Annotated in this window: 21 protein-coding genes; 19 read left to right on the top strand and 2 right to left on the bottom strand. The window is 64.8% G+C overall.

Going from position 1 to position 25202, the window contains the following annotated elements; genetic code table 11:
- Window positions 1–4 precede the first annotated feature (4 nt).
- From ispG to C9I57_RS26205, 14 genes are all read left to right on the top strand, one after another.
- Window positions 5–1318: a flavodoxin-dependent (E)-4-hydroxy-3-methylbut-2-enyl-diphosphate synthase gene (gene ispG, locus C9I57_RS26140; protein WP_107153497.1), complete on the top strand. Its 1314-nt coding sequence runs from the start codon at window positions 5–7 to the stop codon at window positions 1316–1318.
- A 16-nt stretch (window positions 1319–1334) separates the two neighbouring features.
- The gene (gene hisS, locus C9I57_RS26145) at window positions 1335–2675 is read left to right on the top strand and encodes a histidine--tRNA ligase (protein WP_107153498.1); all 1341 of its coding nucleotides are present in this window, start codon (window positions 1335–1337) and stop codon (window positions 2673–2675) included.
- 5 nt (window positions 2676–2680) lie between these two features.
- Window positions 2681–3310, top strand: a complete 630-nt coding sequence (locus tag C9I57_RS26150) for a tetratricopeptide repeat protein (RefSeq protein WP_107153499.1) — start codon at window positions 2681–2683, stop codon at window positions 3308–3310.
- A 64-nt stretch (window positions 3311–3374) separates the two neighbouring features.
- Window positions 3375–4517 carry an outer membrane protein assembly factor BamB gene (bamB, locus tag C9I57_RS26155; RefSeq protein ID WP_107153602.1) on the top strand — a complete coding sequence of 381 codons (1143 nt, stop codon included), beginning with the start codon at window positions 3375–3377 and terminating at the stop codon, window positions 4515–4517.
- 325 nt (window positions 4518–4842) lie between these two features.
- Window positions 4843–6180: a ribosome biogenesis GTPase Der gene (gene der / locus C9I57_RS26160; RefSeq protein ID WP_107153603.1), complete on the top strand. Its 1338-nt coding sequence runs from the start codon at window positions 4843–4845 to the stop codon at window positions 6178–6180.
- A gap of 167 nt (window positions 6181–6347) precedes the next feature.
- Window positions 6348–6584, top strand: a complete 237-nt coding sequence (hfq, locus tag C9I57_RS26165) for an RNA chaperone Hfq (protein WP_020566297.1) — start codon at window positions 6348–6350, stop codon at window positions 6582–6584.
- Between the two features lie 74 nt (window positions 6585–6658).
- Window positions 6659–7915 (top strand): GTPase HflX, encoded by a 1257-nt coding sequence (gene hflX, locus C9I57_RS26170; protein ID WP_107153500.1) that lies wholly within the window; start codon window positions 6659–6661, stop codon window positions 7913–7915.
- A gap of 33 nt (window positions 7916–7948) precedes the next feature.
- Window positions 7949–9274, top strand: a complete 1326-nt coding sequence (hflK, locus tag C9I57_RS26175) for an FtsH protease activity modulator HflK (protein WP_107153501.1) — start codon at window positions 7949–7951, stop codon at window positions 9272–9274.
- 12 nt (window positions 9275–9286) lie between these two features.
- Complete coding sequence (gene hflC, locus C9I57_RS26180; RefSeq protein ID WP_107153502.1) at window positions 9287–10195, top strand: protease modulator HflC; 909 nt, start codon at window positions 9287–9289, stop codon at window positions 10193–10195.
- A 78-nt stretch (window positions 10196–10273) separates the two neighbouring features.
- A complete protein-coding gene (locus tag C9I57_RS26185; protein ID WP_018441640.1) occupies window positions 10274–10465 on the top strand; it encodes a DUF2065 domain-containing protein in 192 nt (63 codons plus the stop codon).
- Between the two features lie 114 nt (window positions 10466–10579).
- Window positions 10580–11761 (top strand): ATP phosphoribosyltransferase regulatory subunit, encoded by a 1182-nt coding sequence (locus C9I57_RS26190; protein ID WP_107153503.1) that lies wholly within the window; start codon window positions 10580–10582, stop codon window positions 11759–11761.
- A gap of 119 nt (window positions 11762–11880) precedes the next feature.
- A complete protein-coding gene (locus tag C9I57_RS26195; RefSeq protein WP_107153504.1) occupies window positions 11881–13227 on the top strand; it encodes an adenylosuccinate synthase in 1347 nt (448 codons plus the stop codon).
- Window positions 13228–13241: 14 nt separating this feature from the next.
- Window positions 13242–13802, top strand: a complete 561-nt coding sequence (locus C9I57_RS26200) for a phosphoribosyltransferase (protein ID WP_107153604.1) — start codon at window positions 13242–13244, stop codon at window positions 13800–13802.
- A 146-nt stretch (window positions 13803–13948) separates the two neighbouring features.
- On the top strand, window positions 13949–15841 hold the full coding sequence (locus tag C9I57_RS26205; RefSeq protein WP_107153505.1) for a potassium transporter Kup: 1893 nt from the start codon (window positions 13949–13951) through the stop codon (window positions 15839–15841).
- Window positions 15842–15991: 150 nt separating this feature from the next.
- Here the strand turns inward: C9I57_RS26205 and C9I57_RS26210 are convergent, their stop codons facing one another.
- Window positions 15992–18322, bottom strand: a complete 2331-nt coding sequence (locus C9I57_RS26210) for a Tex family protein (protein WP_107153506.1) — start codon at window positions 18320–18322, stop codon at window positions 15992–15994.
- A 147-nt stretch (window positions 18323–18469) separates the two neighbouring features.
- On the opposite strand from C9I57_RS26210, the gene C9I57_RS26215 reads away from it, so the two are divergent.
- From C9I57_RS26215 to C9I57_RS26225, 3 genes are all read left to right on the top strand, one after another.
- The gene (locus C9I57_RS26215) at window positions 18470–19303 is read left to right on the top strand and encodes a colicin transporter (RefSeq protein ID WP_107153507.1); all 834 of its coding nucleotides are present in this window, start codon (window positions 18470–18472) and stop codon (window positions 19301–19303) included.
- A gap of 82 nt (window positions 19304–19385) precedes the next feature.
- Window positions 19386–19601, top strand: coding sequence for a DUF465 domain-containing protein (locus C9I57_RS26220; protein WP_107153508.1), 216 nt, complete (start codon window positions 19386–19388; stop codon window positions 19599–19601).
- Between the two features lie 112 nt (window positions 19602–19713).
- Complete coding sequence (locus tag C9I57_RS26225) at window positions 19714–21909, top strand: ATP-dependent DNA helicase (protein WP_258187824.1); 2196 nt, start codon at window positions 19714–19716, stop codon at window positions 21907–21909.
- A 16-nt stretch (window positions 21910–21925) separates the two neighbouring features.
- On the opposite strand, the gene C9I57_RS26230 is transcribed toward C9I57_RS26225, so the two are convergent.
- A complete protein-coding gene (locus C9I57_RS26230; protein ID WP_107153605.1) occupies window positions 21926–22786 on the bottom strand; it encodes an outer membrane protein assembly factor BamD in 861 nt (286 codons plus the stop codon).
- 68 nt (window positions 22787–22854) lie between these two features.
- On the opposite strand from C9I57_RS26230, the gene C9I57_RS26235 reads away from it, so the two are divergent.
- Window positions 22855–24063, top strand: coding sequence for an RluA family pseudouridine synthase (locus tag C9I57_RS26235; RefSeq protein ID WP_107153510.1), 1209 nt, complete (start codon window positions 22855–22857; stop codon window positions 24061–24063).
- A gap of 9 nt (window positions 24064–24072) precedes the next feature.
- Window positions 24073–24894 carry a peptidoglycan editing factor PgeF gene (gene pgeF / locus C9I57_RS26240; RefSeq protein ID WP_107153511.1) on the top strand — a complete coding sequence of 274 codons (822 nt, stop codon included), beginning with the start codon at window positions 24073–24075 and terminating at the stop codon, window positions 24892–24894.
- Window positions 24895–25202 lie beyond the last annotated feature (308 nt).

Here is a 25202-nt window from a genome sequence, read left to right on the forward strand (position 1 = left end):
ACTTATGGGTCTTTCGATGCAATCCGACAGCAGCAGCCAGATTTGTTCTTCCGAGCCGGTTTTCGGCGGTCCAGCGCCACGTCGCGTGTCGCATGCCGTCGACGTCCGCTGGGGCGGCCAGCTCGTCACCATCGGCGGCGACGCCCCGGTGCGCGTGCAGTCGATGACGAACACGGATACGGCCGATGCGATCGGCACGGCGATCCAGGTGAAGGAGCTCGCGCAGGCGGGCTCGGAGCTCGTACGCATCACGGTCAACACGCCCGAAGCCGCCGCGGCTGTTCCGGCGATTCGCGATCAGCTCGACCGTATGGGTGTCACGGTTCCGCTCGTCGGAGACTTCCATTACAACGGCCATCTGCTTTTGCGCGACTATCCGTCATGCGCCGAAGCGCTTTCGAAGTACCGCATCAACCCCGGCAACGTCGGGCAGGGAGCGAAGCGCGATACGCAGTTCGCGCAGATGATCGAGGCCGCGATCCGCTACGACAAGCCGGTCCGGATCGGCGTCAACTGGGGCAGCCTCGACCAGGACCTGCTCGCGCGGATGATGGACGAGAACGCCGCGCGCGCCGAGCCATGGGAATCGCAGAGCGTCATGTACGAGGCGCTGATCCAGTCGGCGATCGGCTCGGCCGAGCGCGCGGTCGAGCTCGGGCTCGCGCGTGACAGGATCGTCCTGTCGTGCAAGGTGAGCGGCGTTCAGGATCTCATCGCCGTCTATCGCGAGCTCGCGCGCCGCTGCCGGTTTGCGCTGCATCTGGGCTTGACCGAGGCCGGCATGGGCTCGAAGGGTATCGTCGCCTCGACGGCCGCGGTCGGCGTGCTGCTTCAGCAGGGTATCGGCGACACGATCCGCATTTCGCTGACGCCCGAGCCGGGCGCGCCCCGCACGGGCGAAGTCGTCGTCGCTCAGGAGATCCTCCAGGCGATGGGCCTGCGCTCGTTCACGCCGATGGTCATCGCCTGCCCGGGCTGCGGCCGCACGACGAGCACGCTGTTCCAGGAGCTCGCGTCGCAGATCCAGAATTACCTCCGCGCCCAAATGCCGGTCTGGCGCGAACAGTATCCCGGCGTCGAGAAAATGCACGTCGCCGTCATGGGATGCATCGTCAACGGGCCGGGCGAATCGAAGCACGCCAATATCGGCATCAGCTTGCCGGGCTCGGGCGAAAACCCTGCCGCGCCTGTCTTCATCGACGGCGAGAAGGTAAAGACGCTGCGCGGCGATCGCATCGCCGAAGAATTCCAGCAGATCGTGAGCGACTACGTCGAGCGCCGCTATGGGCGCGAGAGCGTCGCCGCGACCTCGCGTTAACCGTCAACGAAGACAGATGACAGAACAGAAACGAAAGCTCGAGAAACTGGCCGGCGTGAAGGGCATGAACGACGTCCTGCCGCAGGACGCCGCGCTTTGGGAGTTTTTCGAGTCCACCGTGAAGTCGATGCTGCGCGCGTACGGATACCAGAACATCCGCACGCCGATCGTCGAGCACACGCAGCTCTTCACGCGCGGTATCGGCGAGGTGACCGATATCGTCGAGAAGGAGATGTACAGCTTCGTCGATTCGCTCAATGGCGAGCAATTGACGCTCAGGCCGGAGGGCACGGCCGCGGCGGTGCGTGCGACGATCGAGCACAACCTGCTCTACGACGGCCCGAAGCGGCTCTGGTACATCGGGCCGATGTTTCGTCACGAAAGACCGCAGCGCGGGCGCTATCGCCAGTTCCATCAGGTCGGCGTGGAAGCGCTCGGCTTTGCCGGTCCCGATGCCGATGCGGAAATCATCCTCATGTGTCAGCGGCTTTGGGACGATCTCGGACTCACGGGCATTCGCCTCGAGATCAACTCGCTCGGCCTCGCCGAAGAGCGCGCTCGGCATCGCGTCGAACTCGTCTCATACCTCGAGAAGCACGTCGACGTGCTCGATGCCGATGCGACGCGTCGCCTCTACACGAATCCGCTGCGCGTGCTCGATACCAAGAATCCCGCGCTGCAGGAGATCGCGCGCAATGCGCCGAAGCTCGTCGATTTTCTCGGCGACGAGTCGCGCCAGCACTTCGAGGGGCTGCAGCGCCTCTTGAAGGCGAACAACATCCCGTTCACGATCAATCCGCGGCTCGTGCGCGGTCTCGATTACTACAATCTGACCGTGTTCGAGTGGGTGACCGACAAGCTCGGCGCACAAGGGACGGTTGCTGCCGGCGGGCGCTACGATCCGCTCATCGAGCAGTTGGGCGGCAAGCCGACGGCCGCGTGCGGGTGGGCGATGGGCGTCGAGCGGATTCTCGAGCTGCTGAAGGAAGACGACCTCGTGCCGCACGAGGAAGGGTGCGATGTCTATGTCGTGCACCAGGGCGATGCCGCGCGTGAGCAGGCTTTCATCATCGCGGAGCGCTTGCGCGACACCGGCCTGGACGTGATTCTCCATTGCAGCCCTGACGGCGCGCCGTCGAGCTTCAAGTCGCAAATGAAGCGCGCCGATGCGAGCGGCGCGGCGTTCGCGGTCATTCTCGGCGAAGACGAGGTAGCCAGCGGCAACGTGGCGGTGAAGCCGCTGCGCGACACGAGCGGATCGGCCGAGAAAGGCGAACAACGCACCGTACCGGTCGAGAACTTGACCGAATTTCTAATCAATGCGATGGTTGCAACCGCCGAAGACGGCGAGGACTGACGCGGATGAGTTATCACGACGAACAAGAATCGATTGAAAGCTTCAAGGCTTGGTGGGCACAGTGGGGGAATGCGGCGACGTGGGTCGTGCTCATTGCACTGATCGCCGCCGCGGCCTGGAACGGCTGGAACTACTGGCAGCGGCGCGAGGCCGCGCAGGCCGCCATTCTGTACGAGCAGGTGCAGCAGGCTGTCGCGACGAAGAACAAGGCCGATGTCGCGCGAGACGCGGCCGACATGGAATCGCGTTATGGCGGCACCGCCTACGCGCAGATGACGGCGCTTGCCGCTGCCAAGGCGCTTTATGAAGCGGGCGATACGGCCGGGGCCAAGGCGCAGCTGCAATGGGCCGTCGATCACGCGAAGGACGACGAGTACAAGGAAATCGCGAGGCTGCGTCTCGCCGCCGTGCTGCTCGACGAGAAGTCGTACGACGCGGGGCTCGCGCTGTTGGCCGGAACGCCGCCCGAAGGATTCAAGGGCGTCGTCGCGGACCGTCGTGGCGATCTGCTCGCGGCCGCCGGCAAGCGTGACGATGCGCGCGCCGCTTATCAGCTTGCGCTCGATTCGCTCGCGAAAAACGATACGGCCGGCCGTCAGCTGATCCAATTCAAGCTCGATGCGCTCGGCAGCTGAAGCAGCGCCTTCGCGACGCCGTTCGCTACACATTGACCCATTCCTGACGATGCTTCGCCCAACGATGAATTTGCTGAAACGTATTGCCGTGCCCGTCGCTTGCGCGATGACCGTTCTCGCGATGACGGCCTGTTCCTCGAAGGACGAGCGCCGCATTCCGACGCCGCTGACGGATTTCAAGCCCGCCCTTACCGTCGAGCGCGCATGGAAGGCGGACGTCGGCAAGGCGGGGCGCTATCTGTTCTCGCCGGTCGCCGTCGGCGATGCGGTCTACGCAGCCGGTGAGAACGGCACCGTGGCGAAGATCGACGGCAAGACGGGCAAGGAGCTCTGGCGCACGAAGGTCCATGCCGATCTGACGGCCGGTGTCGGCAGCGACGGCACGATGACCGCGGTCGGCGCCGAGCGCGGCGGCGTGTATGTGCTCGATGCCAACGGCAAACTGCTCTGGAAGTCGAACGTTCCGGGCGAGATCGTCTCCCCGCCGCTCGTCGGCAACGGTCTCGTCGTCGTGCGGACGATCGACGGCCAGATCAGCGCGTTCAACGCGGCGACGGGCGAATTGAAATGGGTTTATCACAACCGCGCCGTGCCGCTCAATCTGCGCGTCTCGGCAGGCATGACGTTCGCGGCCGACGCCGCCGTGCTAGCAGGTTTCCCGGGCGGTGGCCTCGCGGCGATCAACCTGAAGACCGGCGACGACTATTGGCAGGCGCCCGTGTCGTTCCCGAAGGGCGTGACCGAGGTCGAGCGGATCAACGACGTGACCGGTGCGCCCACGCTCGTCGGCGCGGAGAGTTGCGCCGTGACCTTCCAGGGCAAGATCGGCTGCTTCGATGCGAACTCGGGGCGGCCTATCTGGGAAAAGCCGTTTTCGAGCGCGAGCGGGGTGGCGCAGGACAGCGGCACCGTCGCCGCGGCCGACGACTGGTCCGTCGTGACCGCGTTCGCGGCCGACGATGGGCGCCAGCTCTGGCGCAACGACAAGCTGAAGAACCGCGATCTGAGCGTGCCGTTGCTGCTCGGGCCGTCGGTTGTCTTTGGCGATTTCCAGGGGTACGTGCATTTCCTCTCGCGTGACGACGGATCGTTCGTCGCGCGCGTGAAGACGGACGGCAGCGCGATCACGGCGGCGCCCGTCATCGTCGGCGATACGCTCGTCGTACAGACGCACGACGGCGATCTCTACGGCTTCCGCCCGCGCTGATCGCGGGTTTCGCGTTCGCGCGGGCCTGACGCGGCGGCCGAGGGGAACCCGGTCGCTCGGTGCAACCGGCCTCCTGTCGATCGTTGGTCGGCGGATCGCCTGGCGCGGGCCCCGATTCGAGTGCGCCGCCGGCGTGCTCGTGATAATTTGCGGCGAGGCGTAAGCCGGCTCGCCGCGTTTTGCTTTTGGTAGCGAACGCTGATCTGTGGCCCACGCCGCATACCGGCTCCCTGCCGATGCCATGCTCGTTGGTCCCGGCACACGCGAAACGCGCGCTACCCGCGCTGCGCCGATGCCGGCACCGGCGCTTTGTTTAGACGACATCATGAAACCCGTTATTGCCCTCGTCGGGCGCCCCAACGTGGGGAAGTCCACGCTGTTCAACCGGCTCACGCGCTCGCGCGATGCGCTCGTCGCCGATTTGCCGGGCCTCACGCGCGATCGCCATTACGGCGAGGGGCGAGTCGGCGATCGCGCCTATCTCGTCGTCGATACGGGCGGTTTCGAGCCGGTCGCGAAAGACGGCATCCTGCACGAGATGGCGCGCCAAACGCGACAGGCCGTGGAGGAGTCGGACGTCGTCGTCTTCATCGTCGACGGCCGCAACGGGCTTGCGCCGCAGGACAAGGCCATTGCCGACTACTTGCGCAAGACCGGTCGGCCGATCTTGCTCGTCGTCAACAAGGCGGAAGGGATGAAGTACACGGCCGTGGCCGCCGACTTCTACGAGCTCGGGCTCGGCGATCCGCGCGCGATCTCGGCGGCGCACGGCGACGGCGTGACCGAAACCATCAACGACGCGCTCGAGATCGCCTATGCCGGTCATCCCGAAGAAGCGGAAGCGGAGCAGGCGCCGCGCGGCGTGAAGATCGCGATCGTCGGACGGCCGAACGTCGGCAAGTCGACGCTCGTCAATACGCTCATCGGCGAGGAGCGTGTCATCGCTTTCGATATGCCGGGCACGACGCGCGATTCGATCTACGTCGACTTCGAACGGCAGGGGCGCCCCTATACGCTCATCGACACGGCGGGCCTGCGCCGGCGCGGCAAGGTCTTCGAAGCGATCGAGAAGTTTTCGGTCGTCAAGACGCTGCAGTCGATCGCCGATGCGAACGTCGTTATCTTGCTGCTCGATGCGCGCCAGGACATTTCCGAGCAGGACGCGCACATTGCCGGCTTCGTGGTCGAGCAGGGGCGCGCGCTCGTGGTCGGCGTCAACAAATGGGATGGTCTCGACGAGCATGTGCGCGCGCGGACGAAAGCCGACATGATGCGCAAGCTGAAGTTTCTCGATTTCGCCAAGTTCCACTTCATTTCCGCCACCGAGAAGACGGGTATCGGCGCGCTGATGCGCTCGGTCGACGACGCTTACGCCGCGGCGATGGCGAAGCTGCCGACGCCGAAGCTCACGCGCGCGCTGATCGCGGCCGTCGAGTTTCAGCAGCCGCGGCGGCGCGGCCCCGTGCGGCCAAAGCTGCGCTACGCGCATCAGGGCGGCCAGAACCCGCCGATCATCGTGATCCACGGCAATGCGCTCGATGCGGTGACCGACACCTACAAACGCTACCTCGAAAATCGATTCAGAGAAACTTTCTCGCTGACCGGGACTCCATTGCGCATAGAGTTTCGCTCGTCGACCAATCCCTACGCGGGAAAGGTCTGAGCGGCAGCGCACACAAGCGATCGGCGGGGCCCGCTCGTGCCCCTGGCCGGATGGCCAGGCGGCGCGTGCGCTATCGAAAATCAGCTATAGTGTAGCGATTGGTAGCGGATTTCTTTTTCTTCGCTGTCAATCCAGATCCAACCTGCAAAAAAACGACGGAGTTTGCTATGAGCAACAAAGGGCAACTGTTACAAGACCCGTTTCTGAACGCACTGCGCAAAGAGCACGTGCCGGTCTCGATCTACTTGGTCAACGGCATCAAGCTTCAAGGGAACATCGAATCGTTCGACCAGTACGTCGTGTTGCTCCGAAATACCGTTACTCAGATGGTGTACAAGCACGCCATCTCGACAGTAGTGCCCGCTCGTCCGGTCAACTTCCACCCGGACGCCGAAACGACCTGAACCCATGGAAGCGGCCGGCATGACGTCGGGTCAATCGGCGCCATGCCGGCCGCTTCATTTTGACGCACATCGATTTGATCAACGCAGCGCTCGTCGGCATCGACTTCGGAAAAATCGACTTCGAAGCCAGTCTCGAAGAACTCAGCCTGCTCGCGCACAGCGCGGGCGCTCATCCCGCCGTTACGCTCACCGGTCGCCGCTCGAGCCCGGATGCCGCATTGTTCGTCGGCAGCGGCAAGGCGGAGGAATTGCGCCTCGCCTGCGAAGCGAATGACGTGGAAATCGTCATCTTCAATCACGCGCTGGCACCCGCGCAGCAGCGTAATCTGGAGCGGACGCTTAACCGGCGCGTCGTCGACCGCACGAGCCTGATCCTCGACATCTTCGCGCAGCGCGCCCGTTCGCACGAGGGGAAGCTGCAGGTCGAGCTCGCCCAGCTTCAGTACATGGCCACGCGGCTCGTGCGGGCGTGGACTCACCTCGAGCGGCAAAAGGGCGGGATTGGCTTGCGCGGCCCGGGCGAAACGCAGCTCGAAACCGATCGCCGGCTCATCGGCGAGCGCATCAAGATGCTGAAAGGGCGGCTCGAGAAGCTGCAGCGGCAGCATGGTACGCAGCGGCGGCAGCGGCAACGCAATCGGACGATGTCGGTATCGCTGGTCGGCTACACGAACGCGGGGAAGTCGACGTTGTTCAATGCGCTCACGAAGGCTCAGGCTTACGCCGCCGATCAGCTCTTCGCCACCCTCGACACGACGTCGCGGCGCGTCTTCCTCGGCGACGACGTCGGGCAGGTCGTCATTTCCGATACCGTCGGCTTCATTCGCGAGCTGCCGCACCAACTCGTTGCCGCGTTTCGTGCGACGCTCGAGGAGACGATCCACGCTGACCTGCTGCTGCACGTCGTCGACGCATCGAGCGCCGTGCGGCTCGATCAGATCGATCAAGTGAACGAAGTGCTGCATGAAATCGGCGCCGATGCGGTGCGCCAGGTGCTGGTCTTCAACAAGATCGACGCCGTGCCCGAGCTGGCGGCGCGCAAGGAGGCGGTCGAGCGGGACGAGTATGGTAATATCTCGCGCGTCTTTTTGAGCGCGCGCACGGGGCAGGGACTCGATTCGTTGCGCGCCGCCATCGCCGAGATCGCCACTTCCGAACATCTTTCAGACACCGGGCGGGCGCTGCCGGAAGATCAGCCGGCGGGTCGCGCGCACGAGGACGTCGACGCAACGTGGATCGACGGAACGAGGGCGGCGCCGCGTTCCGATTCAGGGCGGGACACGCCCATCGAACCTCAGTCCCGAAGAGGGACGTCATACGGGGCGAATTGAAGGCTCTACTCCCAACTCGAGTGAACGAACAAGGTGAACGAACATAACGAGCGGAGCTTCTGGATGCGTGCCTGCGCGTTGCTCTCCATCAGCGATCCTCGCTGGGGGCGTAGCGACGGCAACGGCAACACGCAGCGCCCGAACGAACCGAATCGCCCGAAGGGCAACGGCGACGGCCCGCCCGATCTCGACGAGATGTGGCGTGATTTCAACCGGCGGCTCTCGCGGCTCTTCGGCAGGCGCCAGGGCTCGGGGCCCGGCGATCGGCGGCCCGACAACGGCCGCGCGGCGCGTGTCGGCGTCGGCATTCTCGTCGGCGTGCTGATCGCGATCTACGTCGGCAGCGGCGTGTTCGTCGTACAAGAAGGGCAGACGGGGGTCGTACTGCAGTTCGGCAAGTATCGCCGCACGGTCGGGCCCGGCATTCATCTGCGTTCGCCCTATCCGTTCGAAACGGATGAGATCGTGAACGTCGCCGAGATTCGCTCGATCGAGGTCGGGCGCAACAACACCGTCAACGACGGCAGCGTCAGCGACGCATCGGTGCTGACGCATGACGGCGATATCGTCGACGTTCGATTCGCGGTCCGGTATCAGGTCAAGTCGCCGGCCGATTATCTCTTTCGCGCGGCCGATCCCGATCGAAGCGTCACGGAGGCGGCGCAGGCCGCGGTTCGCGAGCTCGCGGGCGCGCGCAGCACCAACGAATTGCTCGGCAAGGACCACGACCCGCTGGGGCAGTCGCTCGCCGATTCGATTCAGCATTCGCTCGATCGCTATGGCGCGGGGCTGACAGTCGTCGGCGTGACCGTCGAGAGCATCGAGCCGCCGCAGCAAGTGCAGGCTGCCTACGCCGACGCCGCGCGCGCGAACGACGATCGCGAGCGTGCGAAGCGCGAGGCGCAGGCTTATGCGAGCGAGCTGTTGCCGCGCGCGCAGGGCGACGCGTCGCGCGTGATCGACGACGCCAAGGCGTATGCCGATCGCGTCGTCGAGCAGGCCGAGGGCGACGCCGAGCGCTTCAACGAGGTCTATGCGCAATACGCCAAGGCGCCGGCCGTTGTGCGCGAGCGTATGTATCTCGATACGATGCGCGAAATCTACTCGAACGCGACCAAGGTATTCATCGCCGGCAAGCCGGGCACGAGCGTCGTGAACGTTCCGCTCGACAAGCTGCTCGAGGCGAATCGCCGGCCCGCCGCCGAAGCCGCCGCATCGTCGGCCGCGCCCGCTTCGGCGCCGCAGGCGGGTACGGCCTCGGCGCCGTCCGCTGCGAGCCAGGCGGTGCCCGCGAGCGACGCGCTGCGCTCGCGCGACACGTTGCGCAGCCGCGCGCGCGAAGACGAACTACAACAATAAGGTGCGCAAAAGATGAACCGTATAGTTGCGCTCGTCGTGCTGGTCGTCATCCTGCTCTTCGCGGGTTCGTCGACGCTCGTCGTCGTCGATCAGCGTCACGTGGCGATCGTTTATTCGCATAGCGACGCCAATCCCGTCGTCCTCGGTCCCGGGCTGCATTTCAAGCTACCGACGCCTTTGCAGGCAGCCATGCGCATCGACACGCGTATCCAGACACTCGAAGCGGCCAACGCCGAGCGTTGCCAAACATCGGACAAGACCGATCTGCTCGTGAGTCCGCTCGTCAAATACCGAATCGTCGATCCGCTGAAGCTGTTTGATGCGACCGACGGGGATCCGCAAAGCCTGGCCGACAGGCTCGCCTCGCTCACGCGGGAGGCGCTCGCCGGTGCGTTCGAAAAGCGCACGTTGCCTGATGCGCTCGCGCATCAGTCCGAGATTGCGAGCACCGCACGTCAGACGATGACGGCTCAGGCGGAAACGCTTGGCATCGAGATAGTCGATGTCCAATTGGCGCGCGTCGATTTTCCGGCGAGCGCGGCCGATGCCGTCTATAAACGCATGACCGCGGCGCAGCAACAACTGGCAAGCGACGCGCGCGCGCAGGGCGCGGCCCAGGCCGAGAAGATCAAGGCCGACGCCGACCGCCAACGTCAGGCGATCGCTGCCGACGCGTATGCGAAGGCACAGGCAATCAAGGGGCAGGGTGACGCGAAGGCCGCAGAGATCGCCGCCGACGCTTTCGGCCGTGATCCCGGTTTTTATCAGTTTTACCAAAGCTTGCAAGCCTACCGTGCCATCTTCAAGCCGAACGACGTGATCGTCGTCGATCCGGACAGCGAGTTCTTCCGCTTCATGCGCGGCCCGGAAGGCGCCGCGGCACCTGCGTCGGGCCCCGCCGCGGCTGCCCGCAAGCGGTGAGGCGTAGGCGCAATTCGCCCAACATCAACGATAGACAGAAGAGGAGACGCCGCGACCATCCGGTAGCGGCTGCTGCGAATGGACATGGCCGGCTCGTTACTGCTCGCGATAGCGCTGATGCTCATCATCGAGGGAATGTTCCCGTTCGTATTCCCGACGGCATGGCGCGAGACGTTTCGTAGAATAGCGACGCGGCCCGCGCATCATATCCGCATCGGCGGACTCATCGTCATGGCGCTCGGCCTGCTGCTGCTTCTCGCCGCGACGTAGCGGGCAAATCATGACGCATGCGGCGCGGGGCGCGATGCCCGAGCGCGAAACTTGGTTGCGGCGGCGCGGGTCTTGCGCCGCCTCATGATCTGATTGATCTCGTAGGACCTATCGATGTCGACCTGGCTGCTTCCCGAGAATATCGCCGATGTATTGCCGTCCGAGGCGCGCAAGATCGAGGAGCTGCGCCGTGCGCTGCTCGATCGCTTTCGCGCATACGGCTATGAAATGGTGATGCCGCCGCTGCTCGAATATCTCGAGTCGCTTCTGACGAGCGGCGGCAGCGATCTGAATTTGCGCACGTTCAAGCTCGTCGATCAGCTTTCGGGCCGCACGCTCGGCCTGCGCGCCGACACGACGCCGCAGGTCGCGCGCATCGACGCGCATCTGCTCAATCGTCAAGGCGTGACGCGACTTTGCTACGCGGGAAGCGTGTTGCATACGCGCCCACGCGGGCTCTACGCGACGCGCGAGCAGATTCAGGTCGGCGCCGAAATTTACGGCCATGCGGGGCTCGAAGCGGACGCCGAGATTCAGCAGCTCGCGCTGGATGCGCTGCGCCTGGCCGGCTTGCAGTCCGTGCGGCTCGACTTGTGCCATGCGGGCGTTCTGCAGGCGCTTTTCGCGCGCGATCCCGCCGCGGCCGCGCTCGGCGAGGCCCTCTACGAGGTGCTTGCGGGCAAGGATGTCGCGCGGCTCGCGGAGTTGACGCGCGGCCTCGCCGAGCCCGTCGGCGAAGCGCTGCGCGCGCTGCCCGCTCTTTACGGCGACGCGTCGGTGCTCGACGAGGCGCGTCGGCGCCTGCCGCAATGGCCTGAAATCACGCGCGCCCTCGACGACCTCGCTTTTCTGGCGGCGCAAGTGGAAGCGGCCGACGTGACTGTCGATCTTGCCGATCTGCGCGGTTATGCCTACCACAGCGGCGTCATGTTTTCCGCCTACGTGGGCGGCGTACCGAACGCCGTTGCGCGCGGCGGGCGCTACGACCACGTCGGGCAAGCGTACGGCCGCGCCCGTCCGGCGACGGGATTCTCGCTCGACTTGCGCGAAGTGGCGCGCATCTCGCCGGTGGAGGCTCGCAGCAGTGCGATTCTCGCTCCCTGGAAGCACGACGAGGGGCTGCGCGCGAGCGTGGCGGCGTTGCGCGACGCGGGCGAGGTCGTGATCCAGGCTTTGCCCGGGCACGAGCACGATCTCGACGAATTCGCCTTCGACCGGGTGCTCGTCGAGCGCGACGGCGCATGGATCGTCGAGCCGAGACGAGCGGGCCTGGCGCCAGCCGACACGCGCGCGTAGCGGCTCGCGCGCCGCACGAAAGGTCCCATGCCGTTGAAGCTAAAGGGAAATTCGGGAAAAACCTCGGAAGCTTCGGCGAACATGGGTAGAATACGTTTTTAACCAGCTAACGAAACAACATGTCTGCCAGTGCAGTGAACGCGGCTCCGGGACGCAACGTCGTCGTCGTCGGGACTCAATGGGGTGATGAAGGCAAGGGCAAGGTCGTAGACTGGCTGACGGACCACGCGCAAGGCGTCGTGCGTTTCCAGGGCGGTCACAACGCCGGGCATACGCTCATCATCGGCGGCAAGAAGACGATCTTGCGGCTTATCCCGTCTGGCATCATGCGCGCGGACGTGGCGTGCTACATCGGCAACGGCGTGGTGCTGTCGCCCGAGGCACTGTTCAAGGAAATCGAAGAGCTCGAAACGGCGGGCCTCGACGTGCGCCGCCGCCTCTTCATTTCCGAAGCCGCCACGCTGATCCTTCCGTACCACGTCGCGATCGATCAGGCACGCGAGGCGCGTCGCGGCTCGGGAAAGATCGGCACGACGGGGCGCGGCATCGGCCCGGCATACGAGGACAAGATCGGCCGGCGCGCGTTGCGGGTGCAGGATCTGTTCGCCCCCGATGCGTTCGCCGAGCGTCTGCGCGAGAACCTCGATTTCCACAACTTCGTGCTGACTCAGTATCTCGGAGCGGCGGCCGTCGATTTCCAACAGACGCTCGACACGATGCTCGGCTACGCCGAGCGTCTCGCGCCGATGGTGACCGACGTGTCGCGCCGTTTATACGACGAGAACGCGGCGGGCCGCAATCTGCTTTTCGAAGGTGCCCAGGGCACGCTGCTCGATATCGATCACGGCACTTACCCGTTCGTCACGTCGAGCAACTGCGTGGCGGGCGCCGCGACGGCGGGGGCGGGCGTCGGTCCGCAAAAGCTCCACTACATCCTCGGCATCACGAAGGCTTATTGCACGCGTGTGGGCGCCGGTCCGTTCCCGAGCGAGCTCTATGACGCGGACAATCCGCAGCGGCAGGAGGCGATCGGTGTCACGCTCGCGAACGTTGGCAAGGAATTCGGCTCCGTGACAGGCCGCCCGCGCCGCACGGGCTGGCTCGATGCGGCCGCGCTGCGTCGCTCGATCCAGATCAACGGCGTATCCGGGCTTTGCATCACGAAGCTCGACGTGCTCGACGGGCTCGAGGAAGTGAAGCTTTGTGTCGGCTACAAGCTCGACGGCAAGGATGCCGATTTGTTGCCGCGCGGCGCATCGGAAGTGGCGCGCTGCGAGCCCGTCTACGAAACGTTCGGCGGCTGGAAGGAAAGCACGATCGGCATCACGCAATGGAGCCGGCTGCCCGCGAACGCGCAGGCGTATCTGTCGCGCGTGCAGGAAGTGGCGGGCGTGCCGATCGATATGGTCTCGACGGGCCCCGACCGCGACGAGACGATTCTCCTGCGTCATCCGTTCAAGGTCTGAAGTCCGCCATGACGATGATTGCCATGACGGATCCACGCAACGACGAAAAGAATCTTTGGGTCAGCTGGGACGAATACCACCGGCTGATCGAACTGCTTGCGCTCGCCGTGCACGATTCGGGCTGGAAGTTCGACAAGATCCTTTGCCTCGCGCGCGGCGGCCTGCGTGTCGGCGACCAGCTTTCGCGCATCTACGATCTGCCGCTCGCGATCCTCGCGACGAGTTCTTATCGCGAAGCTGCCGGTACGTTGCAAGGCGAGCTCGACATCGCGCAGTACATCACGATGACGCGCGGCGAGCTATCGGGCAATGTCTTGCTCGTCGACGATCTCGTCGATTCGGGCGTCACGCTCGCGCGCGTCCAGCAGCACCTGAAGGAACGATATCCGGCCGTGGAGGCCGTACGCTCCGCAGTGCTTTGGTACAAGGGCTGCTCGAAGGTGAAGCCCGATTATTTCGTCCAGTTTTTGCCGACCAACCCGTGGATCCATCAGCCGTTCGAAGAATGGGACACGGTGCGTCCGCACAATCTCGGAGCATGGATCAAGCGCGGCATGACGCAAAGCGCGGGCTAAGGCACGCAAGTTGCGTACGCAGCCGCCCGCAGCCGAACCCTATCCAAGCGGAGTCGTCGTACTCCGCTTTTTTCATGTGCGCTGACACGAAGCGCGGCTAGAATAGCGCTCGCTCCCGGCTCATCGGCCGCCATTTCCTCGTGTTTATGACAGAAAACGGTTACGAGAACCACCGCAAGCACTCGCTGCCTGCCCTCGCGCTATCCGCGATAGGTGTCGTTTTTGGCGACATCGGCACCAGTCCGCTTTATTCGTTGAAAGAGGCGTTCAGCGAGTCGCACGGCATTCCGCTCACGGAGAGCTCGATTCTGGGCGTGATTTCGCTGCTGTTCTGGGCGATCGTCATCGTCGTTTCGATCAAGTACGTTCTGTTCGTGATGCGGGCCGACAACAACGGCGAGGGCGGTGTGCTGGCACTGATGGCGTTGTCGCTGAGGCCGTTTCCGACGAGAGGCAATCTCTCCGCCGTTCTGATGATGCTCGGCATTTTCGGCGCTTGCATGTTTTATGGCGACGCCGTCATCACGCCGGCCATTTCGGTGATTTCGGCCGTGGAAGGACTCGAGATAGCGACGCCGCATCTTTCGCACCTCGTCGTGCCGATCACGATGGTCATTCTCGTCGCGTTGTTCTGGATCCAGCGCCACGGCACCTCGCTCGTCGGCAAGCTGTTCGGCCCGATCATGATCGTCTGGTTCGCGACCCTCGCCGTACTCGGCGTCGTCCATATCGTGCGCGAGCCGGGCGTGATCGCCGCTTTGAATCCCTATTACGCGGCTTCGTTCATGTCTCGGCATTTACTGCAGGCGTATGTCGTGCTCGGTTCGGTCTTTCTCGTGCTGACCGGCGCGGAGGCGCTCTATGCGGACATGGGCCATTTTGGCGCGAAGCCGATTCGCGTCGCATGGTATTGCCTCGTCATGCCTTCGCTCGTTCTCAACTACTTCGGGCAGGGCGCCTTGCTCATGCACGACCCGAAGGCGCTCGCGAATCCCTTTTTCCTGTTGGCCCCCGATTGGGCCGTATTGCCGCTCGTCGTGCTCTCGACAGTTGCGACCGTGATCGCGTCGCAAGCCGTTATTTCGGGCGCTTACTCGCTGACGAGCCAGGCTATCCAGCTCGGCTACGTGCCGCGCATGAAGATCCTTCACACGTCGGATCTGGCGATCGGGCAGATCTATGTTCCCGTCGTGAACTGGATGCTGCTCCTCGTCATATTGCTGATCGTCATCGGCTTCAAGAGCTCGGACAACCTGGCTGCTGCCTATGGCATCGCTGTCACGACGACGATGGTAATCACGACGGTCTTGGCCTGCGTCGTCATGGTCAAGGTCTGGAACTGGAACAAGCTGCTCGTGGCGCTGATCATCGCGGGATTCATGATCGTCGATGTCGCGTTCTTCGGTGCCAATCTGTTGAAGGTCGCCGAAGGCGGCTGGCTGCCGCTCGGCATCGGGGCGTTGCTTTTCTTCCTGTTGATGACGTGGCACAAGGGCCGCTTGCTCGTGAAGGAGCGCACGGCCGCCGACGGTATTCCGCTCGCGCCGTTCCTGCAGGGGTTGCTCGCGCATCCGCCGCATCGGGTGTCCGGGACCGCAATCTATCTGACCGGCAGCGACGAGCTCGTGCCCGTGAGCCTGCTGCACAACCTCAAGCACAACAAGGTGTTGCACGAGCGCACGCTGTTCATGACGTTCGTGACGCGCGACATCCCTTACGTCAGAGACGAAGAGCGCGTGACGATGAAGGATCTCAGCGGCGGGCTATTCGTCGTCAAGTCGGCTTATGGTTTCAATGAGACACCGGACGTCAAGGCTGTTCTCGCGGAAATCAGCCGCAGCTTCGGCATGACCTTCGAGCTGATGGATACATCGTTTTTTCTCGCTCGCGAGACGGTCGTGCCGACGCAATTGCCCGGCATGTCGGTGCTGCGTGAGCGAGTGTTTGCCTGGATGCATCAGAACGCTGCCAAGCCGACCGACTTCTTCCGTATTCCGGCGAATCGCGTCGTCGAGCTCGGTACGAAGATCGAGATCTGACCGGTCGCGCGTTACGGCGCGCGGCGCCGCCTCGTTTTCGCAGCCGAGACTTGGTGGACGTAATAAAGCCCGTGTACCAGACACGGGCTCCATGCAAGCCAACGAAGCCGGCTCAGGGCGCCGGCTCGACTAGGCACACCGACGTCTCGCTCAACGTTGCTTGAGCTTGGCGAAGGCGGCAGCCATCGCGCTCGCAGGTTCCGCCTCACGCTGACGTTGACCTCGCATGCCGCCGCCATTGCGGCCGGCCCCGCGATCGCCGGCTTCGCCGCCGCTACGCGCGGCGGGCGCCGCGTCATCGGAGAGCCGCATCGTCAGTGCGATGCGCTGGCGTTTCACATCGACTTCGAGCACCTTCACATTCACGACCTGGCCCGCTTTGACGACTTCGTGCGGATCCTTGACGAATTTCGTCGACATCGCCGACACGTGCACGAGGCCGTCCTGATGGACGCCGATGTCCACGAACGCGCCGAACGCCGCGACGTTCGTCACGACGCCTTCGAGCACCATCCCGGGCACCAGATCTGAAATCTTTTCGACACCTTCACGGAACGTCGCCGTCTTGAATTCGGGGCGCGGATCGCGGCCCGGCTTTTCGAGCTCGGAGAGGATGTCGCGCACGGTCGGCAAGCCGAAGCGCTCGTCGACGAACTCGGAAGGCGCGAGGCCGGCCAGCGCTTCGCGATTGCCGAGCACCTCGCCGACGCTCTTGCGAATCTTCGCGAGCATGCGCTCGACGACGGGATACGCCTCTGGGTGAACCGACGAACGGTCTAGCGGGTTGTCACCGCCGTTGATGCGCAGGAAGCCCGCTGCCTGCTCGAACGTCTTGTCGCCGAGGCGCGGCACGTTGCGCAGGTGTTCGCGTGACGGGAAAGCGCCATTCGCATCGCGGTAATCGACGATATTGCGAGCGAGCGTGCCGTTCAGTCCCGACACGCGGGCGAGCAGGGCGACCGATGCGGTGTTGGCGTCGACGCCGACCGCGTTCACGCAATCCTCGACGACGGCGTCGAGCGTCCGTGCGAGCTCGCGCTGGTTGACATCGTGCTGATATTGGCCGACGCCGATCGCTTTCGGCTCGATCTTGACGAGCTCCGCGAGCGGATCCTGCAGCCGGCGCGCGATCGAGACGGCGCCGCGCAACGACACGTCGAGATCGGGAAACTCTTTGGCCGCGAGCTCCGAAGCCGAGTAGACGGATGCACCGGCCTCCGAGACGACGATTTTCTGGAGCTTGAGCTCGGGATGACGCGCGATGAGCTCGGCGGCAAGCTTGTCGGTTTCGCGCGAGGCCGTCCCATTGCCGATGCTGATCAGTTCGGCCTGCGTCTGACTTGCGAGACGGGCGAGCCTCGCGATCGAGCCGTCCCAGTCGCGGCGCGGCTCGTGCGGATAGATGGTATCGGTGGCCAGCAGCTTGCCGGTGCGATCGACAACGGCGACCTTCACGCCCGTGCGCAACCCGGGATCGAGACCGATCACGGCCTTCGGGCCGGCCGGCGCGGCGAGCAGCAAGTCCTTCAGGTTGCGAGCGAAAACGCGAATCGCCTCGTGCTCGGCGTTCTCGCGCAGCTGCGTCAGCAGCTCGTTCTCGAGATGCGGCTGCACTTTGACGCGCCAGCACCAGCGGCAGACATCGCCGAGCCACTTGTCGGCGGGACGGTTCTGATTCGAAATCCCGACGTGGCGCGCGATCATCACTTCGCACGGATGCGGCACCTCGGCGTCGAGCTCGGCGCCCAGTCCGAGCTTGATCATCAGCACGCCGGCGTTGCGGCCTCGAAAGAGCGCGAGCGCACGGTGCGACGGAACCGTCTTCAGCGTTTCCGCGTAGTCGTAGTAGTCGCGGAATTTCTCGCCTTCTTCGTTCTCCTTGCCTTCGACGACGGCGGAGGAGACGATGCCGCGCTCGGTCAGGTACTCGCGCAGCTTGCCAAGCAGTTCGGCCGTCTCCCCGAATTGCTCGGAGAGAATGTCGCGCGCGCCATCGAGCGCGGCTTTGACGTCGGCCACGCCTTTTTCGGCATCGACGTAGCGCGCGGCCTCGGCTTGCGGATCGAGCCGAGGGTCGGCGAGGAGCGCCTGCGCGAGAGGCTCGAGGCCCGCCTCCCGAGCGATCTGCGCGCGGGTGCGGCGCTTAGGCTTGTAGGGGAGGTAGAGGTCTTCGAGGACCTGCTTGCTATCGGCGGCGTCGATGGCGGCGCGCAGCTCGTCGGTGAGCTTGCCTTGCTCTTCGATGCTGGCGAGAATCGTGGCCCGCCGCTCTTCCATTTCGCGCAGGTAGAGCAGCCGTTCTTCGAGCTGACGCAATTGCGTGTCGTCGAGATTGCCGGTGACTTCCTTGCGGTATCGCGCGATGAACGGAACGGTCGCGCCTTCGTCGAGAAGTTGCACAGCCGCTGCGACCTGGCGCGGCTCCACGGTCAATTCGGCGGCGATGCGCCGTACGATCTTCAGTGCTACGGTGTCCGTCATAGAGAAAGAGGGCATCTCACTGCGAGGCTTCGCACCTGGACCTAAGCCGCGGGGCGACTCGGACGCGCGGCGCGGGCCGGGTTGCTGAAGCGGCGCATTTTGCCACAAATGGGCGGGCGGTCCAGGCCGGGTGTTAGAATTTCGGCCATGTTCCGATGCCCGCCGACGACGTTGCAAATCTCCCGTTTTCCCGCCTACTTGCGCGCCGCGATGCTCGGCGCCGCTTTCGTTGCGGCGCCGCTTGCGGCGTCTGCACAAACGATGCCCGCCGCCGATGGCGCGAATGGACCGCACGATGCCTCGAGGTCTGCCGATGACGTGCGAGCGGCGAGCACTGCCACGCCCGCGAGCGACTTCGATGCGCGCCAAAAAGTGCTCGATACGCGCGGCGCGCAGAATCAGTACGAATACGGCGTCGCCGTTCACAACTGCTATGACCGGTTCTTCGTGAACGCGTGCATCGGCCGCGCTCGCGACAAGATGCGCGAAACGCAGGCGCGGATTCATACCGAGCAGCTTCAGCTCGACGGCGAGCGGCGCGCGGCGCACGCGCAGGCGCGCGACGAGCGCGAGGCGCTCAAGGCGGCAAGCGATGCGGCCGAGGCGCCGCAGCGCGCCGTGACCGATGCGCGCAATGCCGAGTCGTATGCCGAAAAGCAGCGCCAGCACGAGCTCGACGTCGCGAGGCGTAATGCCGAAGCACCGCAGCGCGCGGCCAATCAGGCGGCGTATGATCAGAAACAGTCCGATTATCAGCGCAAGCTCGAGCAGGCTCGGCAGCAGGCGGCGCAAGATGCGAAGGAACGCGCCGAGCGGGCGCGGCGATTCGCCGAGAAGCAGGCCGACGCCGCTCAGCACAAGGCCGATGTCGAATCTCGCCAGAAGCAGGCGGAGCAGAAGGCGCAGGAAAAGCAGCAAGAGCAGTTGCAGCAGCAGGAGCAGCAGAAAGCGTTGCGCAAGGAGCAGCAGGAGGCCGACTGACGCGACGATTTTCTGCTTCACGGCAACTTCAGGCGGGTGCTGCCAGTGGGCAGCGCGCAGCCTGTCGAACGAGGAGGCGACTATGCGCGACCATCAAGCGATCCATCCCGATGCTCTGCGCGACCGCATCGTGCAGTTGCAGTCGGAGCATAGCGAACTCGATCGCATGATCGACAAATTGTCGGACTCGTCGGAAATCACCGATCTCGAGCTGAGACGCTTGAAGAAGCGCAAGCTCAAGGTCAAGGACAACATCACGTTGCTGCAATTGCAGCTCGAACCGGACAAGCACGCGTGACCAGGCCCTGAGCCGGTGCAGCGGCTCGGCGCCGGTCTTTGCTTAGGAGCCGCTTGCCTTGGATTCACCGCGGGACGATTCTCCCAACGAACCGCGCGGGATGGCGCGAGAGATGCGTTCGCCCGCTGCGCTGAGTGCGAAACGGAGCGCGGAGCTCGACGCGATTTTCGCGGCCGATGGGCTGCTTGCGCGCGCGATCGACGGCTATCGGCCGCGCGCTTCGCAAATCGAAATGGCGCGTGCGGTGGCCGCGACGATGGATGCGTCGGGCCGTGCGCTGCCGGAGCCGGCGATGTTCGAGGCGCAGCGGCGCCCCGCGCGGCGGCTCCGCACGAACGGCGACGCCGCCGGCTCCGAAGCGGACCGCGATGGGCACGAGCGCGCTGAGGAAAGCGACAGCAGCGCAGGCGAGAATACGCTGATCGTCGAGGCGGGGACGGGAACGGGGAAGACATTCGCCTACCTCGTGCCGGCGATGCTATGGGGCGGCAAGGTCATCGTTTCGACGGGCACCAAGCACCTGCAGGATCAGCTGTTCCAGCGCGACATCCCGACCGTCCGCGATGCATTGGCGGTGCCGGTCAGCGTGGCGATGTTGAAGGGCCGCGCCAATTATCTCTGTCACTATTACCTGCAGCGGACGGCCGATAGCGGCCGTTTGCCGTCGCGGCAGGACACGGTTCATCTGCAGGAAATCGTTCGCTTCGCGAAGATCACGCGCACGGGTGACAAGGCGGAGCTGGCGAGCGTGCCCGAGACCTCGCCGGTATGGTCGATGGTGACGTCGACGCGCGACAACTGCCTCGGTCAGGAGTGCCCGAACCACAAGGACTGCTTCGTCATGCTGGCGCGCCGCGAGGCGCAGCAAGCCGATATCGTCGTGGTCAACCATCACCTTTTCTTCGCCGACATCATGTTGCGCGATACGGGGATGGCCGAGCTGCTGCCGACGGCGAACACGATCATCTTCGACGAAGCGCACCAGCTCCCGGAGACGGCCACGCTCTTCTTCGGCGAGACTCTCTCCACGTCGCAATTGCTCGAGCTCGCGCGTGACACGGTTGCCGAAGGGCTCGTGCATGCGCGCGACGCGGCCGAATGGGTCAAGCTGGGCGCCGCGCTCGAGCGCGCGGCGCGCGAGGTGCGGCTGGCATTCAAGGAGGATTCGCTGCGGCTGTCGGCGGCGCAATTGGCGGACGATCATGAGGTCTTCAGCGCGCTCGATGCGCTCGAGGCCGCGCTCGACGCGCTGGCGAGCGCCCTTGCGAGCCAGGCCGAACGCGCGGAATCGCTCGGCGCCTGCCTGCGGCGAGCGCGAGAGCTGCAAAGTCAGCTCGCGCGCTGGACAGCGCTGCCCTTGCCATCGGGGTCCGGGGAGGCTCGGAGCGTCGTGCAAGGGTCGGCAGCCGCTGGCTCGGCAACGGTCGGCGATACAGAGGCGCGAGCCAATGCGGACGAATCGATCCGCTGGATCGAAGTGTTCGCGCACACCGTGCAGCTGCACGAAACACCGCTATCGGTCGCGCCGATTTTCGCGAAACAGCGCGCCGGCGTGCCGCGCGCGTGGATCTTCACGTCGGCAACGCTGTCGGTGCGCGGCGACTTCACGCATTACGCCGCTCAGATGGGGCTCGACGCGCGCCGCTCGATGACACTGCCGAGCCCGTTTGACTACGGCACGCAAGGCCTGCTCTACGTACCGCGCAATTTGCCGCAGCCCTCTTCACCAGCGTTCACCGATGCCGTCTTCGATGCGGCGCTGCCCGCGATCGATGCGGCCGGAGGGGGCGTGTTCGTATTGTGCACGACGTTGCGCGCGGTCGATCGCATCGCGGCAAAGCTTCGCGACGTCATCGAGGCGCGTGGATGGAACAAGCCGCTGCTCACGCAAGGCGACGCGAGCCGCACGGAGCTGCTCGACCGGTTTCGCGCATACGGCAACGCGATCCTCGTCGGGAGTCAGAGCTTCTGGGAAGGCGTCGATGTACGCGGCGACGCACTGTCACTCGTCGTCATCGACAAGCTGCCGTTCGCGCCGCCCGACGATCCGGTGCTCGCCGCGCGCCTCGACGTGCTGGCGAAAAAAGGCTTGAGTCCCTTCGCCGTGCATCAGGTCCCGCAAGCGGTAATCACGCTGAAGCAGGGAGCCGGGCGACTCATTCGGGCTGAGACGGATCGCGGGGTGCTGATGATCTGCGATACGCGTCTCGTCGATAAGCCTTACGGCCGGCGGATCTGGCAGAGCCTGCCGCCGTTCAAGCGCACGCGCGAGATCGAGGTCGTGCGCGAGTTTTTCGAGGCCTCTTAGGGCCTCTTACGGCCTCTTAGAAGATCCACCACGACTTCTTCTTCGCGCCTGTTCGCGGATGGCCCGTCACATAAGGGCTGTCCGGGAACGTGGCAGCGAGAACACGACGCGTATCGTTGGCGAGTTGCGGCTCGTTGAGCTTCGTGTACGAGAGAATCATCAGATGCAGCGCATCTTCGATCGCGGGCGCGTTCTTGTATTCCTTGATCGCGAGCTGCGCGCGGTTGATCGATGCGACATAGGCGCCGCGGCGATAGTAGTAGTCCGCCGCATGCACTTCATACGACGCCAGCGCGTTCACGATGTAGCGCATGCGCGCGGCCGCGTCGGGTGCGTATTTGCTGTCGGGGTACTTGTCGACGACGACCTTGAACGCGTCGTACGACTCGCGCAGCGCCTTCGGATCGCGCTCGCTCATGTCCTGGCCCGAGAAGCGCCCGAACAGCCCGAGGTCGTCGTTGAAGTGAATCATCCCTTTCAGGTAGTACGCATAGGCGATATCGGGATGATCGGGGTGCAGCTTGATGAAACGGTCGATGGCCTGATTGGCGGCGTCCGTCTCGCCATCCTTCCAGTTGCAGTACGCGACGTTGATCTGGGCTTGCTGGGCGAAATGGCCGAACGGATCGCGCCCTTGCAGCGATTCGAAGTACTTGGCGCACTTGCCCCAATCGCCACCGGAGAGCGCGTCCTGTGCCTCCGAGTATAATTTCTGGTTCGACCAGACCGCTGTCTCGTCGGTCTTTTGCGGCAGGCCATGGCAGCCGGTTACGACGAGCGCGGCGGCAACGAGCCCGAGGCTCGCCGCGGGCCGGATCGCGCGCTTCGCTGCACGGACGAGTACCGGGACGGCCGCGCGAAAAGCCGATCGCGTCATGATGTTCGAGGCTTGCCGCATTTCCCCATGCTTCCTAGCTATCAGTCTCACTCAGTGACCCAGTTTCAATGACCCGCAAAAGTTCCTCAGGCGCCGGCATCGGCTCCAAAGATCGAAGCGCCGATTATAGCCGAAGCGTTGCGGGCGCCGACGAGCCGAAAAAGGCCCGGTCAGGCGGGGCGCCGGCCTCTTCGTCAGCCGTCTCGCCGTTCGTTCCGCAAGGCGGCGACGCTCTTGCGCGCATCGCGTCGGTGCCCGACGCGCTCGCGGGGGAGAGGCTAGACAAGGTTCTCGCAAAAGTATTCCCCGAGTTTTCCCGAAGCCGCCTGCAAAGTTGGGTCGAGGCGGGGCGCGTGCGCGTGAACGGCCAGCCGGCCAAAGTGCGCCAGCCCGTCCCGCTCGAGGCGCGCATCGAACTCGTCCCCGATCTGCTGCCCGAAGAGCTGGCCTTTACCGCGGAGCCGGTCGAGCTCGAAATCGTCTACGAGGATGAGGCGCTCGTGGTGCTGAACAAGCCGGCCGGGCTCGTCGTACATCCGGCCGCAGGCAATTGGAGCGGCACGATTCTGAACGGCCTGCTGCACCGCTATGGCGAGGCGGCCGCCGGCCTGCCGCGCGCGGGTATCGTGCATCGGCTCGACAAGGACACCTCGGGCCTCATGGTCGTCGCCCGCACGCTCGAGGCGCAAACGGATCTCGTGCGGCAGTTGCAGGCGCGCACGGTGAAGCGTCGCTATTTCGCGCTCGTCTGGGGCGAGATGCCCGACGAGGGGACCGTCGATGCGCCGATCGGGCGCGATCCGCGCGAGCGCACGCGCATGGCCGTCGTCACGGGCGCGGCCGGCAAGCCCGCGCGCACGCATTTCCGGACGATCGACCGAATCGTCTGGCAGCGACAGCCGGTATCGGCGATTCATTGCGATCTGGAGACCGGGCGCACGCACCAGATTCGCGTTCATTGCGCGCACGTGGGTCATCCGCTGCTCGCGGATCCGGTCTACGGCGGCATGCGCGGCCGCCGCTCGAGCGTACCGTTGCCGGACGGCTTCGCGCGACAGGCGCTGCATGCATGGCGTCTGGGCCTCGTGCATCCGCAGACGCGGCGCACGATGCATTGGCTCGCCGAGCTGCCCGAGGACATGACCGGGCTCGCCGCGGCGTTGGGCTTCGGCGAAGAGGGTGAGATCGACGAAGGCGACGAAGGCGAGTTCGCGTTCGTCGAAGACGAGGCATACGACGATGGAATGATCGATGCCGGTGACGAAGATATCGAGTGAGACCGCGACATGAATTGCCCCCCGCTGACCATTCATGACTGCCTGCAACCGGGATGGCGCGTGTCGTCCCGAGTGCGGGCGCTCGTCACCACGCGCTCGGGCGGTGTGAGCCTGCCGCCGTACGGGCGGATCGTTGATGGCGTGCAAGCGCCTGGCGGCTTGAACCTCGGGCTGCGCACGGACGATGATCCCTCTCATGTCGAGGAGAACCGTGCACGTCTTCGCGCGCTGGTGGGCGTGCAGCCTGCATGGCTCCATCAAGTTCATGGCGACACCGTCGTGCGCGCCGACGCAGTGCTCGATGCGGGCGGGTCGCCGCATGCCGACGCGAGCGTCACCGATAGGCCCGGGGCCGCCTGCGTGGTCATGGTGGCCGACTGTATGCCGGTTCTGCTCGCCGACGAGGCAGGGCGAGCCGTCGGCGCCGCGCATGCGGGCTGGCGTGGGCTCGTGGCCGGCATCGTCGAAAAAACGGCGCGGCAAGTGGCGGCACTCGCAGGCGCGCGGACGCAAACGCTGCATGCGTATCTGGGGCCCGCGATCGGTCCGCGCGCTTTCGAAGTCGGCGACGACGTTCGCGACGCATTCATGGCCGCAGCCGAGGGCGCCGAGCGCGGCCGGACGTCGGACGCGTTCGCGCCGCGCGGGCAAACGCAAGGCAAGTATTTGGCCGATCTCTATGCGCTCGCCCGTTTGCGCCTGGCGCGGCATGGCATCGTGCAGGTGACGGGCGGCGACGCGTGCACGGTCACGGAACCCGATCGCTTCTACTCGTATCGGCGCGATCGCGTGACGGGGCGAATGGCCGCGCTGATCTGGATCGATCAATAAGGGTGGGAACGGGTGCAAGGCGATGCGCCGCACAAGAAACGATCGAACCGCGTGCCGCGATGGGTGTCGAAAAGTGATGCGCGGATCGGCACCAGGGAACCGTATGCACTGACAATACGTTTGCTGGCGCGCTGATAGTTGGCACGATCGACATCGGGAAAACGATAATAAAAAAGCTATCGCAGTGCGGCAAAATCGGTCTCAAGCATTGACACGACTTACGGCGGGGAGCAAGAATGACCCTCGCAATGGGTGAGCGCATCGAAGTCCCGAGGGTTCGCCCGGATGCGCTGCAACCCGCCTATCAA

The sequence above is a fragment of the Trinickia symbiotica genome, from assembly GCF_003028655.1.
In the GTDB taxonomy this organism is placed as follows: domain Bacteria; phylum Pseudomonadota; class Gammaproteobacteria; order Burkholderiales; family Burkholderiaceae; genus Trinickia; species Trinickia symbiotica_A.

Bases quoted from the DNA above. Each gene is read 5' to 3' on its own strand.
- ispG (WP_107153497.1), top strand. From the start codon at position 5: ATGGGTCTTTCGATGCAATCCGACAGCAGCAGCCAGATTTGTTCTTCC.
- hisS (WP_107153498.1), top strand. From the start codon at position 1,335: ATGACAGAACAGAAACGAAAGCTCGAGAAACTGGCCGGCGTGAAGGGC.
- C9I57_RS26150 (WP_107153499.1), top strand. From the start codon at position 2,681: ATGAGTTATCACGACGAACAAGAATCGATTGAAAGCTTCAAGGCTTGG.
- bamB (WP_107153602.1), top strand. From the start codon at position 3,375: ATGAATTTGCTGAAACGTATTGCCGTGCCCGTCGCTTGCGCGATGACC.
- der (WP_107153603.1), top strand. From the start codon at position 4,843: ATGAAACCCGTTATTGCCCTCGTCGGGCGCCCCAACGTGGGGAAGTCC.
- hfq (WP_020566297.1), top strand. From the start codon at position 6,348: ATGAGCAACAAAGGGCAACTGTTACAAGACCCGTTTCTGAACGCACTG.
- hflC (WP_107153502.1), top strand. From the start codon at position 9,287: ATGAACCGTATAGTTGCGCTCGTCGTGCTGGTCGTCATCCTGCTCTTC.
- C9I57_RS26185 (WP_018441640.1), top strand. From the start codon at position 10,274: ATGGACATGGCCGGCTCGTTACTGCTCGCGATAGCGCTGATGCTCATC.
- C9I57_RS26190 (WP_107153503.1), top strand. From the start codon at position 10,580: ATGTCGACCTGGCTGCTTCCCGAGAATATCGCCGATGTATTGCCGTCC.
- C9I57_RS26195 (WP_107153504.1), top strand. From the start codon at position 11,881: ATGTCTGCCAGTGCAGTGAACGCGGCTCCGGGACGCAACGTCGTCGTC.
- C9I57_RS26200 (WP_107153604.1), top strand. From the start codon at position 13,242: ATGATTGCCATGACGGATCCACGCAACGACGAAAAGAATCTTTGGGTC.
- C9I57_RS26205 (WP_107153505.1), top strand. From the start codon at position 13,949: ATGACAGAAAACGGTTACGAGAACCACCGCAAGCACTCGCTGCCTGCC.
- C9I57_RS26210 (WP_107153506.1), bottom strand. From the start codon at position 18,322: ATGACGGACACCGTAGCACTGAAGATCGTACGGCGCATCGCCGCCGAA.
- C9I57_RS26215 (WP_107153507.1), top strand. From the start codon at position 18,470: ATGTTCCGATGCCCGCCGACGACGTTGCAAATCTCCCGTTTTCCCGCC.
- C9I57_RS26220 (WP_107153508.1), top strand. From the start codon at position 19,386: ATGCGCGACCATCAAGCGATCCATCCCGATGCTCTGCGCGACCGCATC.
- C9I57_RS26225 (WP_258187824.1), top strand. From the start codon at position 19,714: ATGCGTTCGCCCGCTGCGCTGAGTGCGAAACGGAGCGCGGAGCTCGAC.
- C9I57_RS26230 (WP_107153605.1), bottom strand. From the start codon at position 22,786: ATGACGCGATCGGCTTTTCGCGCGGCCGTCCCGGTACTCGTCCGTGCA.
- C9I57_RS26235 (WP_107153510.1), top strand. From the start codon at position 22,855: ATGACCCGCAAAAGTTCCTCAGGCGCCGGCATCGGCTCCAAAGATCGA.
- pgeF (WP_107153511.1), top strand. From the start codon at position 24,073: ATGAATTGCCCCCCGCTGACCATTCATGACTGCCTGCAACCGGGATGG.